At 58.6% G+C, this 23,775-nt stretch carries 25 protein-coding genes; 9 read left to right on the forward strand and 16 right to left on the reverse strand.

What is annotated here, in order from left to right; genetic code table 11:
* Window positions 1-42: 42 nt before the first annotated feature.
* The 7 genes from QE432_RS12380 to QE432_RS12410 form a co-directional block, all read right to left on the reverse strand.
* Window positions 43-837 carry an ABC transporter ATP-binding protein gene (locus tag QE432_RS12380; RefSeq protein ID WP_019566037.1) on the reverse strand — a complete coding sequence of 265 codons (795 nt, stop codon included), beginning with the start codon at window positions 835-837 and terminating at the stop codon, window positions 43-45.
* Window positions 834-1,715 (reverse strand): ABC transporter permease, encoded by an 882-nt coding sequence (locus QE432_RS12385; protein WP_003516669.1) that lies wholly within the window; start codon window positions 1,713-1,715, stop codon window positions 834-836. The genes QE432_RS12380 and QE432_RS12385 overlap by 4 nt, the downstream gene beginning before the upstream one ends.
* A gap of 96 nt (window positions 1,716-1,811) precedes the next feature.
* A complete protein-coding gene (locus QE432_RS12390; protein WP_003516666.1) occupies window positions 1,812-2,765 on the reverse strand; it encodes an ABC transporter substrate-binding protein in 954 nt (317 codons plus the stop codon).
* A gap of 108 nt (window positions 2,766-2,873) precedes the next feature.
* The gene (rlmN, locus tag QE432_RS12395) at window positions 2,874-4,046 is read right to left on the reverse strand and encodes a 23S rRNA (adenine(2503)-C(2))-methyltransferase RlmN (RefSeq protein WP_075807724.1); all 1,173 of its coding nucleotides are present in this window, start codon (window positions 4,044-4,046) and stop codon (window positions 2,874-2,876) included.
* Window positions 4,047-4,312: 266 nt separating this feature from the next.
* The gene (locus QE432_RS12400) at window positions 4,313-4,816 is read right to left on the reverse strand and encodes an invasion associated locus B family protein (protein WP_003516662.1); all 504 of its coding nucleotides are present in this window, start codon (window positions 4,814-4,816) and stop codon (window positions 4,313-4,315) included.
* 298 nt (window positions 4,817-5,114) lie between these two features.
* Window positions 5,115-5,495, reverse strand: a complete 381-nt coding sequence (locus QE432_RS12405) for a YkvA family protein (RefSeq protein ID WP_003516660.1) — start codon at window positions 5,493-5,495, stop codon at window positions 5,115-5,117.
* A 51-nt stretch (window positions 5,496-5,546) separates the two neighbouring features.
* Window positions 5,547-5,852 carry a 4a-hydroxytetrahydrobiopterin dehydratase gene (locus QE432_RS12410; RefSeq protein WP_025594571.1) on the reverse strand — a complete coding sequence of 102 codons (306 nt, stop codon included), beginning with the start codon at window positions 5,850-5,852 and terminating at the stop codon, window positions 5,547-5,549.
* An 80-nt stretch (window positions 5,853-5,932) separates the two neighbouring features.
* Here QE432_RS12410 and QE432_RS12415 point away from each other — a divergent pair, with 80 nt between their 5' ends.
* Complete coding sequence (locus QE432_RS12415; RefSeq protein WP_111790489.1) at window positions 5,933-6,412, forward strand: low molecular weight protein-tyrosine-phosphatase; 480 nt, start codon at window positions 5,933-5,935, stop codon at window positions 6,410-6,412.
* Here QE432_RS12415 and thpR read toward each other — a convergent pair.
* Window positions 6,346-6,939 (reverse strand): RNA 2',3'-cyclic phosphodiesterase, encoded by a 594-nt coding sequence (thpR, locus tag QE432_RS12420; RefSeq protein WP_026330901.1) that lies wholly within the window; start codon window positions 6,937-6,939, stop codon window positions 6,346-6,348. The two genes, QE432_RS12415 and thpR, sit on opposite strands and share 67 nt — an antisense overlap.
* 68 nt (window positions 6,940-7,007) lie before the next feature.
* Window positions 7,008-7,658, reverse strand: coding sequence for an arylesterase (locus QE432_RS12425; RefSeq protein ID WP_003516653.1), 651 nt, complete (start codon window positions 7,656-7,658; stop codon window positions 7,008-7,010).
* A 90-nt stretch (window positions 7,659-7,748) separates the two neighbouring features.
* Between QE432_RS12425 and QE432_RS12430 the strand changes: the two genes are divergently transcribed.
* From QE432_RS12430 to QE432_RS12440, 3 genes are all read left to right on the forward strand, one after another.
* Complete coding sequence (locus tag QE432_RS12430) at window positions 7,749-8,459, forward strand: ABC transporter ATP-binding protein (RefSeq protein WP_038492408.1); 711 nt, start codon at window positions 7,749-7,751, stop codon at window positions 8,457-8,459.
* Window positions 8,456-11,017, forward strand: coding sequence for an ABC transporter permease (locus QE432_RS12435; protein ID WP_306624457.1), 2,562 nt, complete (start codon window positions 8,456-8,458; stop codon window positions 11,015-11,017). The genes QE432_RS12430 and QE432_RS12435 overlap by 4 nt, the downstream gene beginning before the upstream one ends.
* A 218-nt stretch (window positions 11,018-11,235) precedes the next feature.
* Window positions 11,236-11,973: a Bax inhibitor-1/YccA family protein gene (locus tag QE432_RS12440; protein WP_013636912.1), complete on the forward strand. Its 738-nt coding sequence runs from the start codon at window positions 11,236-11,238 to the stop codon at window positions 11,971-11,973.
* Between the two features lie 137 nt (window positions 11,974-12,110).
* On the opposite strand, the gene QE432_RS12445 is transcribed toward QE432_RS12440, so the two are convergent.
* The 3 genes from QE432_RS12445 to acnA form a co-directional block, all read right to left on the reverse strand.
* Window positions 12,111-12,503 carry a DUF2794 domain-containing protein gene (locus tag QE432_RS12445; protein ID WP_003516645.1) on the reverse strand — a complete coding sequence of 131 codons (393 nt, stop codon included), beginning with the start codon at window positions 12,501-12,503 and terminating at the stop codon, window positions 12,111-12,113.
* Window positions 12,504-12,900: 397 nt separating this feature from the next.
* A complete protein-coding gene (locus tag QE432_RS12450; protein ID WP_003516643.1) occupies window positions 12,901-13,641 on the reverse strand; it encodes a DUF1223 domain-containing protein in 741 nt (246 codons plus the stop codon).
* 195 nt (window positions 13,642-13,836) lie between these two features.
* Window positions 13,837-16,530 (reverse strand): aconitate hydratase AcnA, encoded by a 2,694-nt coding sequence (acnA, locus tag QE432_RS12455; protein WP_097100952.1) that lies wholly within the window; start codon window positions 16,528-16,530, stop codon window positions 13,837-13,839.
* A 272-nt stretch (window positions 16,531-16,802) separates the two neighbouring features.
* Here acnA and ccmA point away from each other — a divergent pair, with 272 nt between their 5' ends.
* The 5 genes from ccmA (at window position 16,803) to QE432_RS12480 (ending at window position 19,763) form a co-directional block, all read left to right on the forward strand.
* Window positions 16,803-17,444: a heme ABC exporter ATP-binding protein CcmA gene (ccmA, locus tag QE432_RS12460; RefSeq protein ID WP_112153903.1), complete on the forward strand. Its 642-nt coding sequence runs from the start codon at window positions 16,803-16,805 to the stop codon at window positions 17,442-17,444.
* Between the two features lie 43 nt (window positions 17,445-17,487).
* A complete protein-coding gene (gene ccmB / locus QE432_RS12465; protein ID WP_003516632.1) occupies window positions 17,488-18,147 on the forward strand; it encodes a heme exporter protein CcmB in 660 nt (219 codons plus the stop codon).
* 74 nt (window positions 18,148-18,221) lie between these two features.
* Window positions 18,222-18,983: a heme ABC transporter permease gene (locus QE432_RS12470; protein ID WP_111803888.1), complete on the forward strand. Its 762-nt coding sequence runs from the start codon at window positions 18,222-18,224 to the stop codon at window positions 18,981-18,983.
* Between the two features lie 4 nt (window positions 18,984-18,987).
* On the forward strand, window positions 18,988-19,161 hold the full coding sequence (ccmD, locus tag QE432_RS12475) for a heme exporter protein CcmD (RefSeq protein ID WP_013636916.1): 174 nt from the start codon (window positions 18,988-18,990) through the stop codon (window positions 19,159-19,161).
* Window positions 19,158-19,763: a DsbE family thiol:disulfide interchange protein gene (locus tag QE432_RS12480; RefSeq protein ID WP_013636917.1), complete on the forward strand. Its 606-nt coding sequence runs from the start codon at window positions 19,158-19,160 to the stop codon at window positions 19,761-19,763. Before ccmD ends, QE432_RS12480 begins: the two co-directional genes overlap by 4 nt.
* Window positions 19,764-19,781: 18 nt before the next feature.
* Here QE432_RS12480 and QE432_RS12485 read toward each other — a convergent pair whose 3' ends face one another.
* The 4 genes from QE432_RS12485 to ftsY form a co-directional block, all read right to left on the reverse strand.
* Window positions 19,782-20,969: a GGDEF domain-containing protein gene (locus tag QE432_RS12485; RefSeq protein ID WP_306624459.1), complete on the reverse strand. Its 1,188-nt coding sequence runs from the start codon at window positions 20,967-20,969 to the stop codon at window positions 19,782-19,784.
* A gap of 121 nt (window positions 20,970-21,090) precedes the next feature.
* A complete protein-coding gene (locus QE432_RS12490; RefSeq protein ID WP_003516627.1) occupies window positions 21,091-21,687 on the reverse strand; it encodes a DUF2585 domain-containing protein in 597 nt (198 codons plus the stop codon).
* On the reverse strand, window positions 21,684-22,334 hold the full coding sequence (locus QE432_RS12495; RefSeq protein ID WP_003516625.1) for a septation protein A: 651 nt from the start codon (window positions 22,332-22,334) through the stop codon (window positions 21,684-21,686). Before QE432_RS12495 ends, QE432_RS12490 begins: the two co-directional genes overlap by 4 nt.
* 2 nt (window positions 22,335-22,336) lie before the next feature.
* Entirely contained in the window at window positions 22,337-23,767 is a 1,431-nt protein-coding gene (ftsY, locus tag QE432_RS12500; RefSeq protein ID WP_306624461.1) for a signal recognition particle-docking protein FtsY, read from the reverse strand.
* Between the last annotated feature and the right edge of the window lie 8 nt (window positions 23,768-23,775).

Genomic DNA, 23,775 nt, shown 5'->3' on the forward strand with positions numbered 1-23,775 from the left:
ACAAATAAAAAAGGCGCCCGCAGGCGCCTTTCGGATAACTCATCAGCCGATCAATAGCTCATCGTCATCAAGCGTCTGGCCGCGTATCTTGCGGAACATGTCGATAAGATCTTCGACCTGAAGACCCTTGCGGCTTTCGCCGGACACATCGAGCACGATTTCACCGGCGTGCAGCATGATCGTGCGGTCGCCATAGTCCAGCGCCTGACGCATGGAATGGGTAACCATCAGCGTCGTCAGCTTGCGCTCGGAAACCACCTTGCGGGTCAGCTCCATCACGAACTCCGCCATGCCGGGATCGAGTGCTGCCGTATGTTCGTCAAGCAGCAACACGTCCGAACCGGAAAGCGTTGCCATGACAAGCGAGACCGCCTGCCTTTGCCCGCCGGACAACAGATCCATGCGGTCCTTCAAACGATTTTCCAGACCGAGATTGAGCGAAGCGATACGCTCCCTGAAGAAATCCCGCCTGCCGCGCCCAAGCGCCGGCAACAAGCCGCGACGCTCTCCGCGAGACGCCGCAAGCGCAAGGTTCTCCTCAATTGTGAGCGCGCCACAGCTGCCAGCCAATGGGTCCTGAAACACGCGCGCCACCCGCCCAGCCCGGCTAGCGGTTGTTTTGCGTGTGACATCGGCGCCACCAACCATCACCTTTCCGGCCGTCGGCAGGACATCGCCCGCGAGAACGCCGAGAAGCGTGGATTTGCCGGCACCGTTGGAGCCGATCACGGTAACGAAGGAACCATCCTCGATGGTAAGATCGATCTTGGCCAGCGCCTGCTTTTGCAGCGGTGTGCCACGCCCGAAGATGACCTGAATGTCGGAAAGGGAAATCACGATGTTGCTCCCCCGCGGCGCAGTCGAGGCAGGATCAATGCAATGGCTACCAGTACCGCCGTAACGAAATTGAGATCGGAGGCCTTGAGACCCAGCACATCGCTCGACAAAGCGAGCTGGATGGCAAGGCGGTAGGCGATGGAGCCGAAAACACAGCCGATGAGCGCAATCAGAATGCCCCGCGAGCCGAACAGCGTTTCGCCGATGATGACGGCCGCAAGCCCGACGACGATGGTGCCGACACCGGCAGTCACATCGGCAAAGCCATTGGTCTGCGCAAAAAGCGCGCCGCCGAGCGCGACCAGTGCATTCGAAAGCGCCATGCCAAGATAGATCTGGTTGCCGGTCTTCACCCCTTGGGCGCGCGCCATCCGCGCATTCGCGCCCGTCGCCCGCATGGCAAGGCCCGCGTCGCTCTCAAGGAAACGCCAGACGAGAATGACAGCGAGCAATACCAGAACGCCGATAAAGAGTGGCCGCACGAGATATTCGGAAAGACCGAGACCGTAGAACGGCGAGATCATCGTATCCTGATTGAGCAGCGCCACATTCGGTTTTCCCATCACCCGAAGGTTCACCGAAAACAGCGCGATCATCGTCAGGATTGACGCAAGCAGGTTGAGTATCTTGAACCGAACGTTGAGCGTGGCCGTAACGATGCCAGCACCGGCGCCGGCAACCATCGCAATCGCCGTCGCGACCCAAGCATTGAGGCCGGCGATGATCATCACGGCCGCAACGGCTGCGCCGAGCGGAAAGGAACCGTCAACGGTCAGATCAGGAAAATCAAGTACCCGGAAAGCGAGATAGACGCCGATCGCCACGAAGGCGAAGACCAGTCCCAGTTCCACGGCACCCCAGAAAGCGATTTGGCTCACGGTAATGTCCTTGTTATTGCCGCCGCGTCGGCGGATACGGGCACCGTTGCGTGCCGCGCAAAGCGGGCGGCGAGTGACCGCCGCCCGAAGTCCGGTTTAGTCGATGACCTTGGTGGCGCGCTTCGTCACGCTTTCGGGGAAGGTGACGCCAGCTTTTTCAGCAGCCTTCTTGTTGATCACCAGATCGGTGCCGACGGCAACGGTTGCCGGAATGTCGCCGGGCTTCTCACCCTTGAGAATGCGAACAACGACAGCGCCGGTCTGCTTGCCAACGTCGAAATAGTTGAAGCCGAGAGCCGCAACCGCACCGCGCGCAACGGAATCCGTATCGGCGGCATAAAGCGGAATTTTCGCCTCACTCGCAACGCCAGCTGCCGCCTCGAAAGCGGAAACGATGGTATTGTCGGTCGGCACGTAGATCACGTCGGCCTTACCGACCAGTGCGCGCGTCGCGCCCTGCACTTCGGCGGATTTAGTGGCGACAGATTCAACGACCTTCAGGCCGGCCTTTTCAGCCTCAGCCTTCAGCGCTGCAAGCGTCGAGACGGAGTTGGCTTCGGCGGAGTTGTAGATAAAGCCGATGGACTTGGCGTTGGGCGAAATTTCCTTGATCAGCGCCAGATGCTCAGCAACCGGCAGCATGTCGGAAAGTCCGGTCACGTTGCGGCCGGGCTTTTGCATGTCCTTAACGAGCTGTGCGCCAACCGGATCGGAAACAGCCGTGAAGACAACCGGAATGTCGCGCGTCGCTGCAACGACAGCCTGGGCGGACGGTGTGGAGATCGGTACGATGACATTGGGGGCTTCGCCCACGAACTGACGCGCAATCTGCGCTGCGGTGCCTGGATTACCCTGCGCGGACTCGTAGAGGAACTTGAGGTTCTCGCCTTCCTTGTAACCGGCTTCGGCAAGCGCTGCCTTGACGCCGTCACGTGCGGCGTCAAGCGCCGGATGTTCGACAATGGCGGTGACGGCAACGGTGACGTTTTCAGCCTTGGCCGGCAGAACGAGGGCGCTCGCGGCCGCGAGCGCCAGAATGAATGCACGCATAGGTATCCTCCAGTTGGTTTCTTATTGCCGTCTTATTAGAAACAAGACCGCCCGAAATCAATCAAAGAACCGTAACGAACCAAGCTTTCTGCCGCGATTGGCGTCGATTCAGTCGTCCGCACCGTGGTTGGCAATCATCATCGCCTCGAAAGCCAGCCTTTCGGTTTTGCGCATGCGCTCGGATTCCGATTTCAGCTGGCCGCAGGCAGCGAGAATATCGCGGCCGCGCGGCGTACGGATCGGCGAAGCGTAACCCGCCTGATTGATGAAATCCGCGAACTTCTCGATCTGCGCCCATTCGGAGCACTGGTAATTCGTGCCTGGCCACGGATTGAACGGAATGAGATTGATCTTGGCTGGAACGCCCCTCAGAAGCTGCACCAGCATCTTGGCGTCTTCCAGACTGTCGTTCACATCCTTCAGCATCACATATTCGAAGGTAATGCGGCGGGCGTTGGAGACACCCGGATAATTGCGGCAAGCCTCGATCAGCTCCTTCAGCGGGTATTTCTTGTTGATCGGCACCAGCATGTCGCGCAGATCGTCGCGCACCGCATGCAGTGAAATCGCCAGCATGACGCCGATCTCATCGCCCGTGCGGAAGATTTCCGGCACGACGCCCGAGGTGGACAGGGTCACGCGACGCTTGGAGAGCGACAGGCCGTCACCATCGGTGGCGATCAGAAGTGCGGTCTTCACATGTTCGAAATTGTAGAGCGGTTCGCCCATGCCCATCATCACGATGTTGGAGACCTTGCGGCCTTCGCTCGGCACATAGGCGCCGACCGGCGTCGAACCGTCAGGAAAATCGCCGAGCCGGTCGCGGGCGAGCAGAAGCTGGGAGAGAATTTCCTCAGCCGTCAGGTTCCGCACCAGACGTTGCGTGCCGGTGTGACAGAAGGAACACGTCAGCGAACAGCCCACCTGGCTCGAAATGCAAAGCGTGCCGCGTCCTTCTTCGGGAATATAGACCGTCTCGATCTCGACAGGACGTCCCGCACCGCGCGGCGGAAAACGCATCAGCCATTTGCGGGTGCCGTCGTTGGAAATCTGCTCCTCGACGATTTCCGGGCGGGCAATGGTGAAGGCTGCTTTCAGCTTTTCCCTGAGTTCCTTGGCAACATTGGTCATGTTGTCGAAATCCGAGACGCCGCGCACATATAGCCAGTTCCACAACTGGCTGACACGCATCTTCACCTGCTTCTGCGGCACGCCGATCTCGGCCAGCGCCTCGCCCATTTCCTCCCGCGTCATGCCGATCAGCGACGGCTTGCCGGACATGAGATCGCTATTGGCGATCAGGGGAGTTTTGACTGCCAGACCGGCAGGGGCATGCAATACGGACATCACGCTATCCCATCATCCAATGCATCGCACGACCGGCCTTTAGGAAAGGCGGAAAATCGTCTGCATGTCGAGAAAATCAAAGGCGGAGCACTTTTCGCGCATCCGCCTGTCAATGTTGCCGCGCCTTTAGCATCAAACAAGCAAAAACGCAAATGGCCGGTCAATGACCGGCCAATCACAAAGCTGACGAAGCGTCAGAATTACTTGCAGCTTTCGATCTGCTTGAAAGCAGCCGAAATGCCCGAAAGCGAATAGGAATAGGAAGTCGCGGTGCCGCGGCCGGAGACCGCCTTCACCGTCATCGACTTGCCGCCCTTCATCGCGGCCACGAGAGCGGGTTCTTCGGCAGCATTTTCAACCCAGGCAGCCTTGTCCTTGGTAAACATCACGAAGTTCTTGTTGTCGATCGTGACATTGACCTTGGAGCCCTGCTTCAGCGGGTAACCCACCATGGCCTGCGGCTCGTAGGAAATATTCTGGCCCGGACGCTGCGACACGATGAAGAAGATATCGCCGTGATCGACGCTCGCCGGTTCCTTGGAAGTGGGGATGGAAAGAACGTAGCAGACGGTGCTGTTGCCCGATTTGTACGAATAGGCGCCCCATGCATTGAACTGCTGGATGCGCGTGGGCGACTGTGCAGATGCTACGCCGACGCTGGTCAGCAAAATGGCCACTGCGGTTGCTACACTTCTTACAAACATAGAATTTCCTGCCGGGTTATTGTCTTCCATTGGCCCGAAGCAGCGGCGGGCTCCATGTTTATGGATCGGCCACGTTCAGGTGCGGATCGTCTTTTCTCATTGTGGTCAGGAAGCGGTTACCAAACCGTCAACAACACGTATAAAATGCCGAAAACGTCTTGAAGTGTTACAGATCGGCTACGCCCGCACCCTGAGAAGAAAGGCGTGGCACGCCCTCCCCGTCATGTCTATGACACACAAATTCAGGCAACAATTTGTCACCTGCCCGGCTCCGAGGAGCCTCGTCATCACAGACGTGTTATTCGGCCTCCTGCTGCCGTTTCAGCATGGCATCCGCCGCATCGTAATGCTCCATCTTGATGTGGGCGCGGATCATCGCAAGCGCGGCCGTAATGACCGCGATGTCGTCGGTAAATCCAACGACCGCCAGCATGTCCGGTATGGCATCAAACGGCATGATGAAATAGGCGAGCGCGGCCAGAATGATGCCCTTGGCACGCAGCGGCGTATCCCGGTCGATCGCGCAATAATAGGCTGCTGCCGCATCGCGCGCGAAGGGCACTTTGGTCATCACACGCTTCAGCTTCGGCCAGAATTTGGCGCGCACGACGCGTTCGCGTTCGCCCTGGCTGCCCGTTTCCCCGGGCAAAAGAATTTCACCGATTTTCACATCATCCATGATCGACGGTCCTCCGGTCACGGTTATTATATGGGAGTTAAAGCCCGCCGTTCAATTCCCACGGCCCGTTGCCGCCTTCTGCATGGCCTCCGCGAGCAGGAAATCCCGCTCGGTCACGCCTTGCGAATCGTGGGTGGTGAGGCAGACCCTGACGCGCGAATAGACGTTGGACCATTCTGGATGATGATTGAGCTTTTCTGCCACGAGTGCGGACTCGGCCATGAAACCGAAAGCCTCCGCAAAACTCGCAAACTTGAACGACCGGACGATTGCCGCCCCGTCCTCGCGCAAGGACCAGCCTTCGAGTTTTAAAAGCGCCTGCCGGACGGCTTCCGGCTCAAGTCTGGGATATTTCATGCATCTTGCCTCCGCTTGACATGCGATCCGCTGTTTCGGAGAAACATTAACGCCTCAACGACCGGATCGACGCATATTCAATGAAACATACAGCCGTTCTTTTTGTCTGCATGGGCAATATCTGCCGCTCTCCGCTTGCCGAAGGCATTTTGACAAAACTTGCCGAAACCGAAGGCGTATCTCGCCAACTCACTGTCGATTCCGCCGGCACCGGCGGCTGGCACACCGGTACCGCCCCGGATCGCAGATCCATCGCAATCGCCCGCAAGCATGGGATCGATATTTCCCTGCAGCGTGCACGGCAGGTCAGCCAGGCCGATTTCGAGACCTTCGATCTCATCCTTGCCATGGACGGAGGAAATCTCGCGAAACTGCTCCGAAAGGCGCCCGAAAACCGGAAGCACAAAATCCACCTGTTCCTGGACTACGCTTCGGGACGCCACGAAAACGTGCCCGATCCCTACTTCGGTGGCGACGACGGATTTCTGGCCGTCTACAACATGCTTTTTGCGGGATGCAGCTCGTTGCTCGAGAAGATGGCGCTGGACCGCGCTTCGTGAAGCGGGAACACCTCTTCCACGATGTAGGGTCCGCCACCCACCGATTCCTTGGACGACATCAGCACGAAACGACCAACCGTGAAGGCCGATGTGCGGAAATTGCCGCGCCCGGAAAGATACTGCACCACATCGTCCAGCCGTGAAGAGCGCAACCGCGCCAGCGTCACATGCGGCATGAACTTGCGCGGATCCGGCGGCAGGCCGATCCTCTGACAGATTCTTTCGACCTCCGACTGAAGCGCATTCATTTCCGGCGAGGGGGAAACCCCCGCCCAGATCGAATGCGGTTTCTTGGAGCCGAAGGAACCCATCCCGTTGAGACTGAGCTGGAATTCCGGCCTGTCGATCCGGTCCAGCCTGTCAACGACCTCATCGGCGGTTCTCCCGTCGATATCGCCGATAAAACGCAGGGTTATGTGATAATTCTCCACATCGATCCACCGGGCTCCCGGCAGACCACCGCGCAACAATGACAGGCTCATAGCCGCATTGCGCGGAATTTCGAGGGCGATAAACAGTCTCGGCATGGCGAGCTCCCCGAATCTCTTGGCAGAACAAGCATAGCGAATCATGCAATGCAGGCGGGCGCAAGTGCTTATTTTTTTTGCGCACCGATTGTCTTGATGAAGCTTTCAACAGCCGGCAAAGATTTCTCCACCATCATCGCCACACCCTGCGTATTGGGATGCATCTTGTCCTCCAGCTTCAACTTATCATCCGTCACCACGCCATCCAGAAAAAACGGATAAAGCGGCAGGTTGTATTTTTCTGCAAGCTTCGGATAGATCGGGTTGAAGCGCTTGGCGTAATCGTCACCCATGTTCGGCGGAGCCATAATGCCGACTAGCAGCACCGCTATGTTGCGTTTCTGAAAGCCGGAAATGATGGCGTCGAGGTTCTTTTCCGTCTGTTCCGGCGCAATACCGCGCAACGCATCATTGGCGCCGAGTTCCAGAATGACCCCGTCCGTGCCATCGGGAACCGACCACTCCGCCCGAGCCAGACCGCCTGAGGACGTATCGCCGGACACACCGGCATTGGTGACGGTAACATTGATGCCCTTGGCCTTTAATGCAGCTTCAAGCTGTGCCGTATAGCCATCGGTGGGGGGTAACTGGTAACCCGCCATGAGACTGTCGCCCAGGCCAACCAGTTGCAATGTCCGCTCCTGCGCCATGGCCGCCGAGGCGGAAAAGGCGGCGGCGAAAATGACGATGAAGTGAAACAGGGCAGCTTTAAATCTCATCACGGCTTTCCTAACTTGGTTTGCATTGTCTGAAATACCGTGCGCATCGACACCGCCAGACTGTTTTCATCATATATAGGAACGAGAATTGTGACGAAAAGCATCATAGAGCTTAAGAAGGCCGACCTCACGCTCGGCAACGCCGCCGCCTCCGTTCACGTTCTCAAGAGCATCGATCTTGCCATTGGCGAAAGCGAGGCGGTGGGCATCGTCGGCCCTTCCGGTTCGGGAAAATCGACACTTCTCATGGTGCTTGCCGGTCTCGAAAGGCTGGATAGCGGCGAGATCGTCATAGCGGGCACGGAATTGCATAAGCTCGGCGAGGATGCTCTCGCGGATTTCCGCGGCAAGAATATCGGCATCGTTTTCCAGTCTTTCCACCTCATCGCCAATATGACGGCGCTGGAAAACGTAGCCGTTCCGCTGGAACTGGCCAACGTGCCGAACCCCTTCGAGATCGCCAAACGGGAACTCGTTGCTGTCGGTCTCGGCGAACGCCTCAACCATTATCCCGGCCAGCTCTCCGGTGGCGAACAGCAGCGTGTTGCGATCGCCCGCGCGCTTGCACCCTCCCCCGCCGTGTTGATTGCAGACGAACCGACCGGTAATCTGGATGCGGATACGGGCCAGCAGATCGCCGATCTTCTTTTCTCAAAACAGGCCGAACGCGGCATGACGATGATCCTTGTCACCCATGATCCGTCACTGGCCGCCCGTTGCTCAAGACAGATCAAAGTGCGCTCCGGCGAGATAGAGGGTGACAGCGCCGCTGCCCATATGGCCAGGGCGGTATCGGCATGATCGGCTCCATTCTCCCGTCTGTTGCCAACATCAAAAACGCATTGAGGCTCGCGCGGCGCGAAATTCGCGGCGGCCTTCGTGGCTTCTATATTTTCCTCGCCTGCATCGCGCTCGGAACCGGCGCCATTGCCGCCGTAAACTCCGTGTCACGCGCCGTCACCAGCGCGATTGCGACGGAAGGCCAATCGATACTGGCTGGCGATGTGCGCTTCGAGCTGCGCAACAGGGAGGCAACCGCAGAGGAACGGGCCTACCTCGATGGCCTCGGCAAAATTGCGGTTTCCACCGGGCTGCGCTCCATGGCGCGCCTTGCCGATGGTTCCGAACAGACGCTGACGGAAGTGAAGGCCGTAGACGGCGCCTATCCGCTCTACGGTGCCTTCGTAGCAGACCCAAACCGGCCTCTGAGCGAGCTTCTGGCTGCGAACGGCGATACCTATGGCGCCGTGGCCGCGCCGCTTCTCCTGGAGCGGCTGGGCATCAAGGTCGGCGACGACATCCTTCTCGGTAATGTGAAGCTGAAACTGACCGGCACGGTTGTCGACGAGCCGGATGCCCTGTCCGACGGCTTCGGTTTTGCCCCAAGGCTGATGGTCAGCCGCGATGCGCTTTTCGCCTCAGGCCTCGTTCAGAACGGAAGTCTGGTCGAACACGCCTACAAGATCATGCTGAACGATCCTGCAGCGCGGGCAACGATGACCGATGCGGCCAACAAGACGTTTCCCGATGCCGGCTGGTCCATCCGCACGAGTGACCGGGCAGCGCCATCGCTTACCGAAAACGTCAACCGCTTCTCGCAATTCCTGACGCTGGTGGGCCTGACCGCCCTCATCGTTGGCGGCGTCGGCGTTGCGAACGCCGTTCGCGCGTTCCTCGATTCCAAGCGCACCACGATCGCCTCGCTGAAATGCCTCGGCGCGCCGGCTTCCGTGGTCACCATGACCTATCTCTTCCAGATCGTGTTCATTGCCGCCGTTGGCATCGTCATAGGCCTCGCTGTGGGCGCCATCGCCCCGCTGATCGCCATGCGGTTTCTGGAGGGTGTGCTTCCGGTGCCGAAAGAGCTTGCCTTTTATCCGGCAGCACTTGGTCTTGCCGCCCTGTTCGGCATCTTGACGACACTTGCCTTCGCCATCGTGCCACTCGGCCAGGCGCGCGAAGTTCCCGCGACCGCCCTTTTTCGAGAGCAGGGGTTCGAGGAGGGCAGCTGGCCGTCCTGGCCTTATCTCGCAGTGACGGGCTTGTTGTTGGCTGCGCTGGCCATACTTGCCATCTTTTCGGCAGAAGAACGTTTCATCGCCTCGGTTTTCCTTGCCGCCATCGCCTTCGCGTTTGTGGTGCTGCGACTGGTGGCGTCAGGCGTCAAGGCCATTGCCAAACGCAGCCCGCGCGTTCATTCCGCCGCCCTTCGCCTGGCGATCGGTAATATTCACCGGCCGGGTGCGCTCACCCCCTCGGTCGTTCTCTCCCTCGGCCTTGGGCTGACGTTGCTGGTGACCCTGACGCTTATCGACGGCAATCTGCGCCGCGAACTGACCGACAGCCTGCCGGAACGAGCGCCGAATTTCTTCTTCGTGGATATTCAGGGCACCGAGTTGCAGGGTTTCCGCGATCTTCTCAGGCAAGAAGCGCCTCAGGGCACGCTGACCGAGGTGCCGATGCTGCGCGGCCGCATTCTGGCTCTTAATGGCGAGGACGTGACGAAGATAGACGTGCCGCCATCCGGGCGCTGGCTGCTGCGCGGTGATCGGGGCATAACCTATTCGCAGGATGCTCCCGAAAACGCCAAGCTGACCGAAGGAACATGGTGGGGACCGGATTATAGCGGCGAGCCGCTGGTCTCTTTTGCGGCGAAAGAGGCGCAGGAACTGGGCCTCAAGATCGGCGACACCGTTACCGTCAACGTGCTCGGCCGCAGCATCACGGCAAAGATCGCCAATCTGCGCAATGTCAAATGGGAATCGCTGTCGATCAATTTCGTCATGGTGTTTTCACCCAATACCTTCCGTGGCGCACCACATGCCTGGCTTGCCACACTCGCCGACCCCTCCGCATCCGCAAGCGAGGAGGGCCAGATATTGCGCGCCGTTACCAACGCCTACCCGACGATAACAAGCGTACGCGTGAAGGACGCCCTCGATGTGGTCAACCGGCTGGTCGGCCAGCTTGCCACCGCAATTCGCGCAGCAGCGGCCGTTGCGCTCATAGCCTCCGTCCTCGTCCTCGCCGGCGCTCTTGCCGCCGGAAACCGTGCCCGCACCCATGATGCGGTCATCCTGAAAACACTGGGCGGTACACGCAGCCTGCTGATCCGCGCCTTCTCCTATGAATATATGATGCTCGGTCTCGCCACCGCCGTTTTTGCGCTTTTTGCCGGCGGCGTCTCCGCCTGGTTCGTCATTTCCCGCATCATGAAGCTGCCCTCCAGCTTCCTGCCGGATGTGGCGATCGGCACGGTCGTCGTCGCCCTCGTCATGACGGTAGGCATCGGCCTCATGGGCACATGGCGAATTCTCGGGCAGAAGGCCGCTCCGGTTTTGCGGCAGGCGGGTGAATAATCTTCGGTTGTGCGCTGCTTAACTTTAACGATTAATTCTTTGTAATGATCGCTGAAACGTGAGCGCTTTTCGCGCATATGGTGTCTTTTCGACTGCGAAAGGCCTTGTATCGGACACGTTCTGCCATCATATTCTTGGGCAGGCTTGCTGAAGCTCCGCAGCGGCGCCCGGGAGGTATCCCGACACCGTAGCAATTACGGAGCTCAAAAGAGGAAACAATGGCTGACTTCAATAACTACCAGAACCGCATGGCCCAGACCCGTGCACAGACTGGTGCGATGATCGATGAAGGTCTTCGCGCCTACATGCTCAAGGTTTACAACCTTATGGCACTGGCTCTGGTCATCACCGGTGTTGCGGCGTTCGCTACCTTCACGCTCGCGACCACCAATCCGGCTTTCGCCCAGTTGCTCTATGCATCGCCGTTGCGCTGGGTTGTGATGCTCGCACCGCTCGGACTGGTGTTTTTTCTTAGCTTCCGTATCCAGAACATGAGCGTTTCTGCCGCCCAGATGACCTTCTGGGTCTATGCGGCGCTGATGGGCGTGTCCCTGTCTTCGATCTTCCTGGTCTATACCGGCCAGAGCGTCGTACAGACGTTCTTCGTGACCGCTGCCTCGTTCGGCGCGCTCTCGCTTTACGGTTACACCACGAAGAAAGACCTTTCGGGCATGGGTTCGTTCCTGATCATGGGTCTGTTCGGCCTGATCATCGCGTCCATCGTCAACATCTTCCTCGCCTCTTCCGCGCTTCAGTTCGCGATCTCCGCGATTGGCGTGCTGATCTTCGCTGGCCTCACCGCCTATGACACGCAGAAGATCAAGGAAATGTATTTCGATGGCGACGAAGTTGCCGTGGCTGGCCGCAAGGCGATCATGGGTGCGCTGACGCTCTATCTCGACTTCATCAATCTGTTCATGTTCCTCCTGCAGTTCATGGGCAACCGTGACAAGTAAGGGCAGCAACCCAACTGGCAAACATGCAAAAGGCGGCCATTCGGCCGCCTTTTTATTTACCGAAATTCGAGACTTGATCGCCTCTCCACCCGCGTGTCCGCACGAAGCTGCGGCAGGGTAGCTCGTCCCGTCTCATCTCACTCGATGAGCTTCAGGACCTTGTCGAAAACCTTGAGAACCTGCGGCAGCTCGTGGCCACGTTTGAGAATGCGGCCATCCGTATTCACCACGCAATAGGCCCCCTGTTTCGCCGCCAGCTTGGGGTTCTTCTCGATCCTGTAGAGCGGCATTTCACCCGAGCGTTTAAAGACTGAAAATACCGCCTTTTCCCTCAAGTGGTCGATGGCATAGTCGCGCCACTCGCCCTCTCCCACCATGCGGCCATAGATGCGCAGGATCGCATCCAGCTCACGCCGGTGGAATGTAATTGGCAGAGGGTCTTTATCTTTTTTGTACTCGCGGAGATCGACAACGGTGGAACTGTCGCGTGAAGCGGTCTGAACCTGCTGCACATCCGGTTGATCGGTCATCCAATACCTCCGATTCCACCCAAGTCGTCCGATTAATGTGAGCCGGAGAAGACAAAATTGCAAGTCTCGAACAGCCATTGAACATGAGATCGCAACTTTGGAGGCGGGTTTTACGGTCTTAGGACGGCAGCGAAACCCGGCGTCTGCGACGCAGAAAGACGCCCTCCGATGCCCATAAGGACGCTGCCTTAGAAAAAAGCAGGGGTAAAAAAGGTAACCATTTAGGCAGCCATTTTAGCACGGCCTGCCGTATTTCGGTCAAACCATGGCCCGAATTGAATGGAATAGTCCTATTGTCAATTGATGCCTAGGCACCAAGATGACCCGATCCGGTGCATTGACCCTTTACCCCCAGCCCCCAATGCCCGGATCGGATCTTCCATCGCCAGACAGGCGATCAGGGTGTTTCATTCCCCAGTAAAATACTTGCGCCGACGATTGCCGCCGGATCGCCGCTGGCATTTGCCGTTTGCAACAGCACGGCGCAGCCGCCCTTTTTCACCTTTGCCACCACGCTCGCCGGGAGCTTCACCGTCATCGGTGAACCATCCCACATTCCAACCGTTTGCACGTCATAGACGCTGTGCCAGTAGGACATTTTCTTCCCCTGGTTTTCGCCTTTCTGCACATCCACCGTCTGTTCGCGCGTGAAATAGGCGACCACGACATCGGCCTTGCCGCTACCGGCGCCAATATCGATCTCCACCTCGTCACCGGCAAATTTGGACGCGACCGGCACGTTCAGCCCCTGGCCCTCCCGCTTGAAAGCATCCAGCCTGTCGTAAATCCCGCGGACATCCGCACCCTTGACGTGGTCGCGACCGTTCAGGATGGCCTGCGGCGTATAGACACCGTTGCGGCCGAGGGCGCGCATGTAGCCATATTGCCGCTCTGTATTTTCCTTCGATGCCAGGGAATCTGTCCAGCCAAGATAATTCCAGTAGTCGACATGGTAGGAGAGGCCGACCACATCACCCTTCTGGATCATCTTGCGCAACGCTTCGTCCGCCGGCGGGCAGGACGCGCATCCCTGCGATGTAAACAACTCGACAACGCCCTTCACAGCTTCCTGCGCATGCGCGGATGTGACGAGGAACGTGCCGAGAAGACATATCGACAGGGGCAATTTCAGCGGCATTACAAGAACCTTTGTCCGGAGCAGATATCCAGACGAATTGATGCGATCAACCCAACCGGATTCAAACCGGAAAATAACGTCTATTCCACTTCAATAGAAAGTCACGAAGGGGTGAGTGGCAATCACAAAAAAAGAGATGATGAAACGCAAAGACGCCGGGAAAAATCCCGGCGTCCTTTGCTGGTCTGAGCTTTGTCAGGCAACCAGATCGCGAAGAACCGTCTGCAGAATGCCGCCATTGTTCATGTAGATCACTTCATCCAGCGTATCGATGCGGCAAAGAAGCGGAACTTCCTTCACCGAACCGTCGCTGTAGGTGATCTTGGCGATCTTCTTTTCACGCGGCTTGATTTCACCTTCGAGACCATCGATCTCGACGACTTCATCACCCTTGAGATCAAGGCTTGCCCAGGTCGTGCCTTCCTCGAAGACGAAGGGAACGACGCCCATGCCGACGAGGTTGGAGCGGTGGATACGCTCGAAGGACTGTGCGATGACTGCCTTGACGCCGAGCAGGTTGGTGCCTTTCGCCGCCCAGTCGCGGGAAGAACCGTTGCCATATTCGACACCGGCGAAGATGACGAGCGGAACGCCCTCCGCCTTGTACTTCATGGCAGCGTCGTAGATCGACATCTCTTCCTTCGACGGATAGTGGATGGTGTAGCCACCTTCCTTGCCGTTCGGGCCGAGCATGTGGTTGCGGATGCGGATATTGGCGAAGGTGCCGCGCATCATGACTTCATGGTTGCCGCGACGCGTACCGTACTGGTTGAAGTCGGCAACGCCCACGCCGTGCTCCGTCAGATAGGCGCCGGCGGGCGAAGCAGCCTTGATCGAACCGGCCGGGGAAATGTGGTCGGTTGTGATCTTGTCGCCGAAGAGACCGAGAACGCGGGCGCCCTTGATGTTCGTAAGGCCCGTACCAGTCTTGCCCATGCCCACGAAGTAAGGCGGGTTCTGAACATAGGTCGACTTGTCGTCCCAGGCATAGGTCTGGCCCGGGGGAACCTGAACGGCCTGCCAGTTCGCGTCACCCTTGAAGACATCAGCGTACTTCGATTCGTAAAGTTCGCGTGTGACGTATTTCAGGATGAATTCCTGGATTTCCTGCGAAGTCGGCCAGATATCCTTGAGATAGACCGGATTGCCGTTCTGGTCGTCGCCGATCGGCTCCTTCGTCAGGTCCTTCTGGACCGTGCCGGCAAGCGCGTAGGCCACGACGAGCGGCGGCGAGGCCAGATAGTTCGCCTGAACATCGGGCGAGATACGGCCTTCGAAGTTGCGGTTGCCGGAAAGAACGCCGGCCGTGATCAGGCCCTTGTCGTTGATCGTCTTGGAAATCGGTGCGGGCAGCGGGCCGGAGTTGCCGATGCAGGTGGTGCAGCCGAAACCGACGAGGTTGAAGCCAATCGCATCGAGATCCTTCTGCAGACCCGACTTGTCGAGATATTCGGCAACGACCTGCGACCCCGGCGCCAGCGAGGTCTTCACCCACGGCTGGGACTTCAGACCCTTGGCAACCGCATTGCGGGCGAGAAGGCCGGCAGCGATGAGAACGGAAGGGTTGGACGTGTTGGTGCAGGAGGTGATGGCGGCAATCGCCACATCGCCATGGCCGAGATCGAAGTCCTCGCCCTCAACCGCATAGCGGCTGTGGAGCTGACCGGGCTTCTTGTAGTCGTTCTCGAGAGCCGTTGCGAAATTCGGCGCAATGGTTTCGAGCGGCAGGCGGCCTTCCGGACGCTTCGGACCGGCCATGGATGGCACGACGTCGCCGAGGTCGAGTTCAAGGGTGTCGGTGAAGACGAGGTCGGAACCGTCGCCGGTCCGCCACATGTCCTGTGCCTTCGAATAGGCTTCGACAAGCGCGATACGGTCCTTGGTGCGACCGGACATGGTCAGATAGTTGATGGTCTCGCCATCAACCGGGAAGAAGCCGCAGGTAGCGCCATATTCCGGACCCATATTGCCGATGGTGGCACGGTCGGCCAGCGTCATCGAATCGAGGCCGGGGCCGAAGAATTCGACGAATTTGGAAACCACGCCCTTCTTGCGCAGCATCTGCACGACGGTCAGCACGAGGTCGGTCGCAGTCACGCCTTCCTTCACCTTGCCGGTCAGCTTGAAGCCGATGACCTCAGGCAGGAGCATGGAGACAGGCTGGCCGAGCATCGCTGCTTCAGCCTCGATACCGCCAACGCCCCAGCCGAGAACGCCGAGACCGTTGATCATGGTGGTGTGGCTGTCGGTGCCGACGCAGGTATCCGGGTAAGCGATCGTTTCGCCGTCCTCTTCCTTGGTCCAGACGGTCTGGCCGAGATATTCGAGGTTGACCTGGTGACAGATGCCGGTACCGGGCGGAACCACGCGGAAGTTCTTGAATGCCTGCTGGCCCCACTTCAGGAAGCGGTAACGCTCGCCATTGCGCTCATATTCAAGCTCGACGTTTCGGGCAAACGCCGTCGGCGTGCCGAATTCGTCAACGATAACAGAGTGGTCGATCACGAGGTCGACGGGAACGAGCGGATTGATCTTTTCCGGGTCGCCACCGAGCGACACCATGGCATCGCGCATAGCGGCGAGATCGACCACAGCCGGAACGCCGGTGAAGTCCTGCATGAGAACGCGGGCGGGACGATAAGCGATTTCGTTTTCGGTCAGGCCCTTATTGTTCAGCCACTCTGCAACGGCCAGAATATGCTCCTTGGTGACGGACTGGCCGTCCTCGAAACGAAGCAGGTTTTCCAGAAGAACTTTCATGGAATAGGGGAGCTTGGAAACGCCCTTCAGGCCGTTTGCCTCAGCCTTGGGAAGGCTGAAATAGACGTAGTCCTTACCATCAACGGTAAGGACGGAACGACAATGAAAACTGTCGAGTGATTTGGGCATGGATAAAAAACCCCGCTTACTCTGATAGCCAACACGTGCGTGCGGACACCTATGCACTCATGCACATCAGGATGCGGGTACGACCATTTCCGCTGTCCGCACGTGAAAATTGCTCCTCGCAATCGTCAAGTCCGGCGCAAGATGATGTTCACGCCGGCCGCTGGCGTGGTTGACACCCATATAGATAATTTCTCAGAAACGTGCCAGACCATTCAGGAAATCAAATCGATTTTTTTATGCGAGACGATGAAAATCTTATACGGAAACGCAGCATGGATTTGACGGCGGAAAATCTTGGCGTGCGACGCGGCGAAGATTTCATATTCATGAACATTTCCTTCAAGTTAAGTGACGGCGAAGCGCTGGTGCTGACCGGCCGCAACGGCTCGGGAAAATCCACTCTTCTGCGCACTGTAGCCGGCCTGCTGCGCCCCGAGCAGGGCTGGGTAAAGATAGCCGGCAAAGAAATAGAAACGGACATGCGTCCATCGGAGGCCTGCCATTATCTCGGCCATCGCAACGCAATGAAAACGGAACTGACGGTTTCGGAGAATCTGCGGTTCTGGAAAGACTTTCTCGGTGACTTCGCCGGCGGCGCCGGTGTCGATATCGATGAGGCGGCAGACATCGTCGGCCTTGCGGGCATCACCCACCTGCCCTTCGGTTACCTGTCCGCAGGCCAGCAGCGACGTTTTGCCATGGCAAAGCTTCTGATCGCGTGGCGGCCAGTGTGGATTCTCGACGAGCCGACAGCGGCGCTCGACAAAGCAGCGGACGGCATGTTTACGGATCTGGTCAAGAGCCACCTGAGGAGAGGCGGCATCGTCATGGCTGCCACCCATCAGCCGCTTGGGCTCGATAATGCGCGGGAATTGCAGATGACGGGCTTTGCAGGTGTGGAGGCTTGGGCGTGATGGGTGCGTGTGCGGGGTATGCCCGCCTACCGAGGCGCCTCCAATGACCGCCCTCTTCCTCCGCGACCTGAAACTCTCCATCCGCGCCGGCGGTGGCGCGCTGATCGGCGTCTTGTTCTTCATGACCGTTGTCGCCGTCATCCCCTTCGGTGTCGGGCCTGATCTCAATCTGCTTGCACGCATTGGCCCGGCCATCGTCTGGATCGGCGCGCTGCTCTCCACCCTCCTCGGCCTCGACAGGCTGTTTCAGGCAGAGCGGGATGACGGCTCGCTAGACCTCATACTCATGCAGGAAAACCCGCTTGTGCTGACCGTGCTCGTCAAATGCCTGGCACATTGGGTGGGAACGGGTCTGCCACTGGTCATCGCCTCGCCGCTCATCGGCCTGTTCATGAACATGGACGAAGTGGCGATCGGCGCGGTGATGCTCACACTCCTTGTCGGATCGCCCGCCATTACCTTCATCGGCGCGGTGGGTGCCGCTGTCGCCGTTGCCTTGCCGCGCGGCGGCCTTCTGGTCTCCATCCTTGTGCTGCCATTGGCCATTCCGGTCCTGATCTTCGGCGTCAGCGCGTCCTATGCGGCGGTGCAGGATCCGGCACCCTTTCTGCCGCCCTTCCTCATTCTCTGCGCGATCACGTTATTTTCAGCCGTGACCGGTCCTTTCTTTGCCGCTTTGGCATTGCGCAATGTTATGGATTGATGAAACCGCAATTGCCGATCTACGATTGACGGCGATCAATTGCGGGGCAGCCATTCTCGGGTTACACAAACGGCATGAACCAGCAGACTTTCACCATCACCAAATTCAGTGATCTCGCCAATCCCTCGCGGTTTCTGGCGCTCTCGGCACGCATTCTTCCCTGGCTTGCGGTCCTGACGGCACTGGTGCTGGCCGCCGGTCTCTATCTGTCTTTCACGACAGATGGCGACTACCAGCAGGGTTATACCGTGCGCATCATGTATGTGCATGTCCCGTCCGCCTGGCTTTCGATGATGTGTTATACCGTCATGGCGGTCTCAGCGATCGGCACGCTCGTCTGGCGTCATCCGGTTGCGGATGTCAGCCACAAGGCGGCCGCACCCATAGGCGCTGCCTTCACGCTGATTGCGCTTGTTACCGGCTCGCTCTGGGGTAAACCCATGTGGGGAACCTGGTGGGTATGGGACGCGCGGCTGACGTCCGTCTTCGTGCTTTTTCTGATGTATCTTGGCCTGATAGCGCTCAACCGCGCCATGGACGACCCTTCCAGAGCCGCCCGTGTCAGCGCCGTGCTCATCCTCGTTGGTTTTGTAAATATTCCCATCATCAAGTTTTCAGTTGAATGGTGGAACACGCTTCACCAGCCGGCAAGCGTCATCCGCATGGGCGGCTCGGCAATCGATGCGGAGTTTCTCTGGCCGCTTCTGACCATGGCGATCGGCTTTACGCTACTGTTCTTCACGTTGCACATCGCCGCAATGCGTAACGAAATCTGGCGCCGGCGCGTGGCAGCCCAACGGCGGCTTGCCGCCCGCATGGCAAACCGGGAGGCATGAGAACATGACACACGCCTTTTATATCGGCATGTCCTATGCGGCGACAGGCCTTGTTGTCCTCTGTCTCATCGCCTGGGTCATCCTCGATGGTCAGGCGCGCAAACGGGAACTGAAGGAATTGGAAGCATCCGGCGTGCGCCGCAGGGCAAAAGCCGGTTCCGCGGGTGAAACCCGATGACGCAGGCCAGCCAGGACCAGAACACCAAAGCCAAAAGCACGGGGCGCACGCGATATGCCCTGGCGCTTCTGCCGCTTCTGCTTTTCGGCGGTTTTGCCATTATCGCCGGCAAGATGCTCTACGATCAGGACGTCAACGGGCTGGATATCAGCGCCATTCCATCGGCGCTTATCGGAACCAAGGCGCCCGCACTGTCGCTGCCGCCGCTGGAAGGCTCAAACCTGCCGGCCCTCAACGATGCCGCCGTCAAGGGTAAGCTGACGCTGGTCAACGTCTTCGCCTCCTGGTGCATTCCCTGCCGTCAGGAGCATCCCATCCTTCAGGAATTGGCGAAAGACAAACGCATCACCGTCGTCGGCATCAACTATAAGGACAAACCGGACAACGCGCTTCGTTTTCTCGGCGAACTCGGCAATCCCTTTGCCGCGATAGGCGTCGACCCGAACGGCAAGGCCGCGATCGACTGGGGTGTCTATGGTATCCCTGAAAGCTATCTGGTCGGCGCCGACGGCACGATCCTCTACAAAAAGGTCGGCCCCTTCGATGCCCGCAGCGTCGAGCGGGATTTATTGCCGGCGATCACCGCTGCGGCCGGAAAGTAGCCCGCGCGCCGAACGGTATTATACCTTGGAAATCACCCTTAGCGACGGCCCTTCGGCTGTCGCCTGCAAACCCATCCCTTCAAGCACGACCTGATTGCGGCCACCACGCTTTGCCGCATACAGGCTGTCGTCAGCGCGTTTGATCGCATCGTGAATTGAATGATCTCCCCTCGCGACAGCTGAAACGCCGAAGCTCGCCGTGACCTTGGTGGCCACGCCACGGCTACGCCAATCCAGCGACAGAAGGTTCAAACGCATGGCATTGGCAAGGTGACCGGCCGCGGCGGCGGTGTGGCCGGGCAGGAAAACCACGAATTCCTCGCCACCGAAACGCGCCACCAGAGCGTCGCCACGCGCGCTTTTCCTGAGAAGGTCTGAAAGGCCGATGAGAACGATATCGCCGGCGGCGTGTCCATAGTCATCGTTGATACGCTTAAAATGGTCTATGTCGCACGCAATTACTGCGCCTATTGGTGTCCCGCTGCGAAAATCGGGAACGCGCCGGTCGAACCCACGGCGGTTCAGCACATCCGTCAGCGGATCGTGCTCAGCCGCTTGCAGGTGCCGGTCGACAGTCACGGAAATCTGGCTCGCGAGTACGGATAGCGCAAGCAGAAAGCCGAATATGCTCGCGGCAAGCTGCATGTAAAATGCATAATCCGACTCGAAGAACTCGCTGAGTTCGATCATCGAACCGTTCGGCGTCATCACCGCCAACATGCCGATGCGCACCAGCGTTTCGAGCACCACGAGTGACGCAATCGCCACCATCAGCCTGTCTGCAAGCGCCAGGGGCCGCTTCCGCACGATCCAGACCGGGATGGCGAGCAGCAGGGCGCAGACAAGATCACCGATGACCAGCTCACGTTTCAGATCCGGTGTGATGAAGACATGGAACGAGACCAGCAAAACCGCCGCAGCCACGATCGACAGTCGCGCCGTCGTATAAAGCGGCCGTCCGAAATGGGTAAGCAGCGCATGGCCGTAGAGAAAAAAGGCAGAGAAAAACAACAGGTTCGAGACGATCGCCTGTACTTCGAAGGGCAAGCCGCCAAGCACCAGAGGTGCGGCAAAACCAAACGCCGCCGAAAGATATCCGAAACCCCAGTATCGCGCCGAAGCGTGGCCGGTCCTCTGCAGGAACAGGAATACCACACCGAATGTCAGCATGATGAAGGGGAGAAGATAGGCGAAATTATCTTGCACAGTGTTCTGCCGGACGGAAAGACGAGCCTTTGAGCCCGGACACTACCGCAATGCCCTTAAGAAAACTTGCATATAACGCAGGGTTTTCGTGCCTTTCCGACGCACGTACGGGCAGATATCTTCACATTGGCGGGAGCGCGTTCTGCCATTGCTTGATCGCTTCGACGGGCCAGACAAGCATCACTACGTTCAGCGTCAGATTATCGCGGATCAGCCAGCCGGTGAAGATTTCAAAGAAGATGGCGATCACAACCGTCAGCCACACCGGCACGCGGGCGGCGAAGAGGAAACCCAGCGCCATGAAAACGGTGTCCATCGCGGAGTTCAGGATGCTGTCGCCGGTGTAACCCAGCGCCATGGTCGCCGTGCGGTAACGATCGATGATGAGCGGCGAGTTTTCGAGAATTTCCCACGCTGCCTCTATCAAAACCGCAAAAGAAAGCCGCATGGAAAGGGGTTTCTTGCGAAACAGCAGCCAGGCGAGCCCGTAAAACAGGAAGCCGTGGATAATGTGTGAGGGCGTGTACCAGTCGGCAAGATGCTGGGAATTGCCCGGCGTGTTCACACCGGGTTCGAACAGCTTCACATAACCGCATTCGCAAATGGGAATGCGGCCCATGGCATAGAGGATGACGATCTGCAGGAGAAGAAGTCCGGCAGCGACACCGAACCATTTGAACGAGCGCGGACGGGAAGCCGGCATCTCTGCAACTGTCATTTTTCGTCCTTGTTCAACGGTTCGAGCGAATGACGCATGACGAGCGGCATTTGCGCCATGGTGAAGATGATCGTGATCGGCATCGTGCCCCAAACCTTGAACGCAACCCATGCGTCGGTTGAGAACATGCGCCAGACCACCTCGTTCAGCACGGCGAGAAACAGGAAGAACACGCCCCAGCGCAGCGTCAGCTTGCGCCAGCCCTCATCGTTCAGCCTGAAGGCCGAATTGAAGACATAGCCAAGCAGCGACTGGCCAAAAAACAGGCCGCCCAGCAGAATGACGCCGAACAGCGCATTGACGATGGTTGGCTTCATCTTGATGAAGGTATCGTTCTGCAGCCACAGCGTCAGCGCACCGAACACGAGAACCACGATTCCTGATATCAGCGGCATGATCGGCAGCTTGCGCGTCAGCATCCATGAGACGGAAAGCGCAATTGCGGTTGCGATCATAAACAGGCCGGTGGCGATGAAGATCGGCCCGCCGAACTCCGTCAGTACCGGAAAAGTGGAGGCCAGCCATTCGCCGCGGGAATTGGCGAAAAAGAACACCATAAGCGGGCCAAGCTCGAGCACGAATTTCAGGAGCGGGCTGATTTCCGCCACCATCTTTTCGCTTTCCTTGGAATTGCTTTCAATATCCATACTCAAACTCCCGCAATGGCCTTGGCGAAATCTTCCGCCTCGAAGGGCTCCAGATCGTCCACGCCTTCACCAACACCGATAAAATACACCGGCAGCTTGTGTTTGGCGGCAATGGCCACGAGGATACCGCCCCGCGCCGTGCCATCCAATTTTGTCATAATCAGGCCCGAAACACCCGCAACATTGCGGAATATCTCCACCTGGTTCAAGGCGTTCTGCCCGGTCGTGGCGTCCAGTGTCTGAAGCACGGTATGCGGCGCATCGGGATCGAGCTTGCCGAGCACGCGCACGATCTTTTCCAGCTCCGCCATCAGCTCCGTCTTGTTCTGCAAACGGCCGGCAGTATCAATGATGAGCACATCGCTTTTTTGCGCACGCGCCTGCTCATAGGCGTCGTAAGCCAGACCCGAGGCATCCGCACCGAGCTTGGTGCCAATGAATTGCGAGCCGGTACGATCCGCCCAGATCTTGAGCTGCTCGATTGCCGCCGCACGGAACGTATCGCCGGCCGCGAGCATAACCTTGAGGCCAGAGCCTGAAAGCTTGGAGGCGAGCTTGCCGATGGTCGTGGTTTTGCCCGTACCGTTCACGCCGACGACGAGAATGACATGTGGCTTGTGTGAAAGATCGAGTTCCAACGGCTTGGCGACTGGTTTCAGGACCTTGGTGATCTCACCTGCCATGATGCGCGCCACGTCCTCGCCGCTGACATCCTTGCCGTAACGTTCCGAAGACAGGGCGCCGGTGATGCGCATGGCGGTCTCGACACCGAGATCCGACTGGATGAGAAGGTCTTCCAGTTCGTCGAGCGTATCCTCATCCAGCTTGCGCTTGGTGAACAGCGCCGAAATCTGGGTGGTAAGTTGCGAGGAGGTGCGCGCAAGCCCGGCCCGCAGGCGCTGGAACCAGCTGAGCTTCGGCTGCGGCGCTTCGGCGACAGGCTCTTCCCGCTCGCTTGCCGCCGCAAAACCTTTCGGCAAGATCGGCGAAACGGCAGAGGGCTCGACGGCACCGGCAGCCTCCGCCTCATCGAGCAGCGCATCCATCGCATCCGCATCGAGCACGGCATCGGCAGCTTCGGGCAAAACCTCGGCCTGTTCTTCGGCGGCGGCTTCGGCCTGCAACAGCGACAGCGGAACAACGCCGATGTCTCCGGCCTGCTGGGCACCGGGCAGAAGTGGCGCGTCCTCTTCCTCCTGGTCATCGGAAAGGGCCGCATCAGCATCCGGAGCAGGCCCACCGGCCGTCTCGATCTCCAGTTCGGAAACCGGGTCTTTCTCGACAATTGGATGTGCTTCGGCTTCGCTCAGTGCCTCATCGAAAGAGACATTTTCTCTGGCGCGTTCAAGCGCGGAATCCTCTTGCGGCTTGCCGTCAGTCCCGGCCTTGTCCTTGCCGAAAGAAAAGACTTTTTTGATGAAGCCGAGGGCCATGGTCGTTC

This window comes from Agrobacterium sp. SORGH_AS_0745 (assembly GCF_030818995.1).
GTDB lineage: Bacteria > Pseudomonadota > Alphaproteobacteria > Rhizobiales > Rhizobiaceae > Agrobacterium > Agrobacterium tumefaciens.

What these genes read in the sequence shown, in the direction of transcription:
- rlmN (WP_075807724.1), bottom strand. Translation starts at nt 4,046, where the DNA reads ATGTCCGGCAAGCCGTCGCTGATCGGCATGACGCGGGAGGAAATGGGC.
- QE432_RS12490 (WP_003516627.1), bottom strand. Translation starts at nt 21,687, where the DNA reads ATGACAGTTGCAGAGATGCCGGCTTCCCGTCCGCGCTCGTTCAAATGG.
- ccmA (WP_112153903.1), top strand. Translation starts at nt 16,803, where the DNA reads ATGGATTTGACGGCGGAAAATCTTGGCGTGCGACGCGGCGAAGATTTC.
- ftsY (WP_306624461.1), bottom strand. Translation starts at nt 23,767, where the DNA reads ATGGCCCTCGGCTTCATCAAAAAAGTCTTTTCTTTCGGCAAGGACAAG.
- QE432_RS12425 (WP_003516653.1), bottom strand. Translation starts at nt 7,658, where the DNA reads ATGAGATTTAAAGCTGCCCTGTTTCACTTCATCGTCATTTTCGCCGCC.
- QE432_RS12440 (WP_013636912.1), top strand. Translation starts at nt 11,236, where the DNA reads ATGGCTGACTTCAATAACTACCAGAACCGCATGGCCCAGACCCGTGCA.
- QE432_RS12495 (WP_003516625.1), bottom strand. Translation starts at nt 22,334, where the DNA reads ATGGATATTGAAAGCAATTCCAAGGAAAGCGAAAAGATGGTGGCGGAA.
- QE432_RS12470 (WP_111803888.1), top strand. Translation starts at nt 18,222, where the DNA reads ATGAACCAGCAGACTTTCACCATCACCAAATTCAGTGATCTCGCCAAT.
- QE432_RS12400 (WP_003516662.1), bottom strand. Translation starts at nt 4,816, where the DNA reads ATGTTTGTAAGAAGTGTAGCAACCGCAGTGGCCATTTTGCTGACCAGC.
- QE432_RS12390 (WP_003516666.1), bottom strand. Translation starts at nt 2,765, where the DNA reads ATGCGTGCATTCATTCTGGCGCTCGCGGCCGCGAGCGCCCTCGTTCTG.
- ccmD (WP_013636916.1), top strand. Translation starts at nt 18,988, where the DNA reads ATGACACACGCCTTTTATATCGGCATGTCCTATGCGGCGACAGGCCTT.
- ccmB (WP_003516632.1), top strand. Translation starts at nt 17,488, where the DNA reads ATGACCGCCCTCTTCCTCCGCGACCTGAAACTCTCCATCCGCGCCGGC.
- QE432_RS12405 (WP_003516660.1), bottom strand. Translation starts at nt 5,495, where the DNA reads ATGGATGATGTGAAAATCGGTGAAATTCTTTTGCCCGGGGAAACGGGC.
- acnA (WP_097100952.1), bottom strand. Translation starts at nt 16,530, where the DNA reads ATGCCCAAATCACTCGACAGTTTTCATTGTCGTTCCGTCCTTACCGTT.
- thpR (WP_026330901.1), bottom strand. Translation starts at nt 6,939, where the DNA reads ATGCCGAGACTGTTTATCGCCCTCGAAATTCCGCGCAATGCGGCTATG.
- QE432_RS12410 (WP_025594571.1), bottom strand. Translation starts at nt 5,852, where the DNA reads ATGAAATATCCCAGACTTGAGCCGGAAGCCGTCCGGCAGGCGCTTTTA.
- QE432_RS12450 (WP_003516643.1), bottom strand. Translation starts at nt 13,641, where the DNA reads ATGCCGCTGAAATTGCCCCTGTCGATATGTCTTCTCGGCACGTTCCTC.
- QE432_RS12480 (WP_013636917.1), top strand. Translation starts at nt 19,158, where the DNA reads ATGACGCAGGCCAGCCAGGACCAGAACACCAAAGCCAAAAGCACGGGG.
- QE432_RS12415 (WP_111790489.1), top strand. Translation starts at nt 5,933, where the DNA reads ATGAAACATACAGCCGTTCTTTTTGTCTGCATGGGCAATATCTGCCGC.
- QE432_RS12435 (WP_306624457.1), top strand. Translation starts at nt 8,456, where the DNA reads ATGATCGGCTCCATTCTCCCGTCTGTTGCCAACATCAAAAACGCATTG.
- QE432_RS12445 (WP_003516645.1), bottom strand. Translation starts at nt 12,503, where the DNA reads ATGACCGATCAACCGGATGTGCAGCAGGTTCAGACCGCTTCACGCGAC.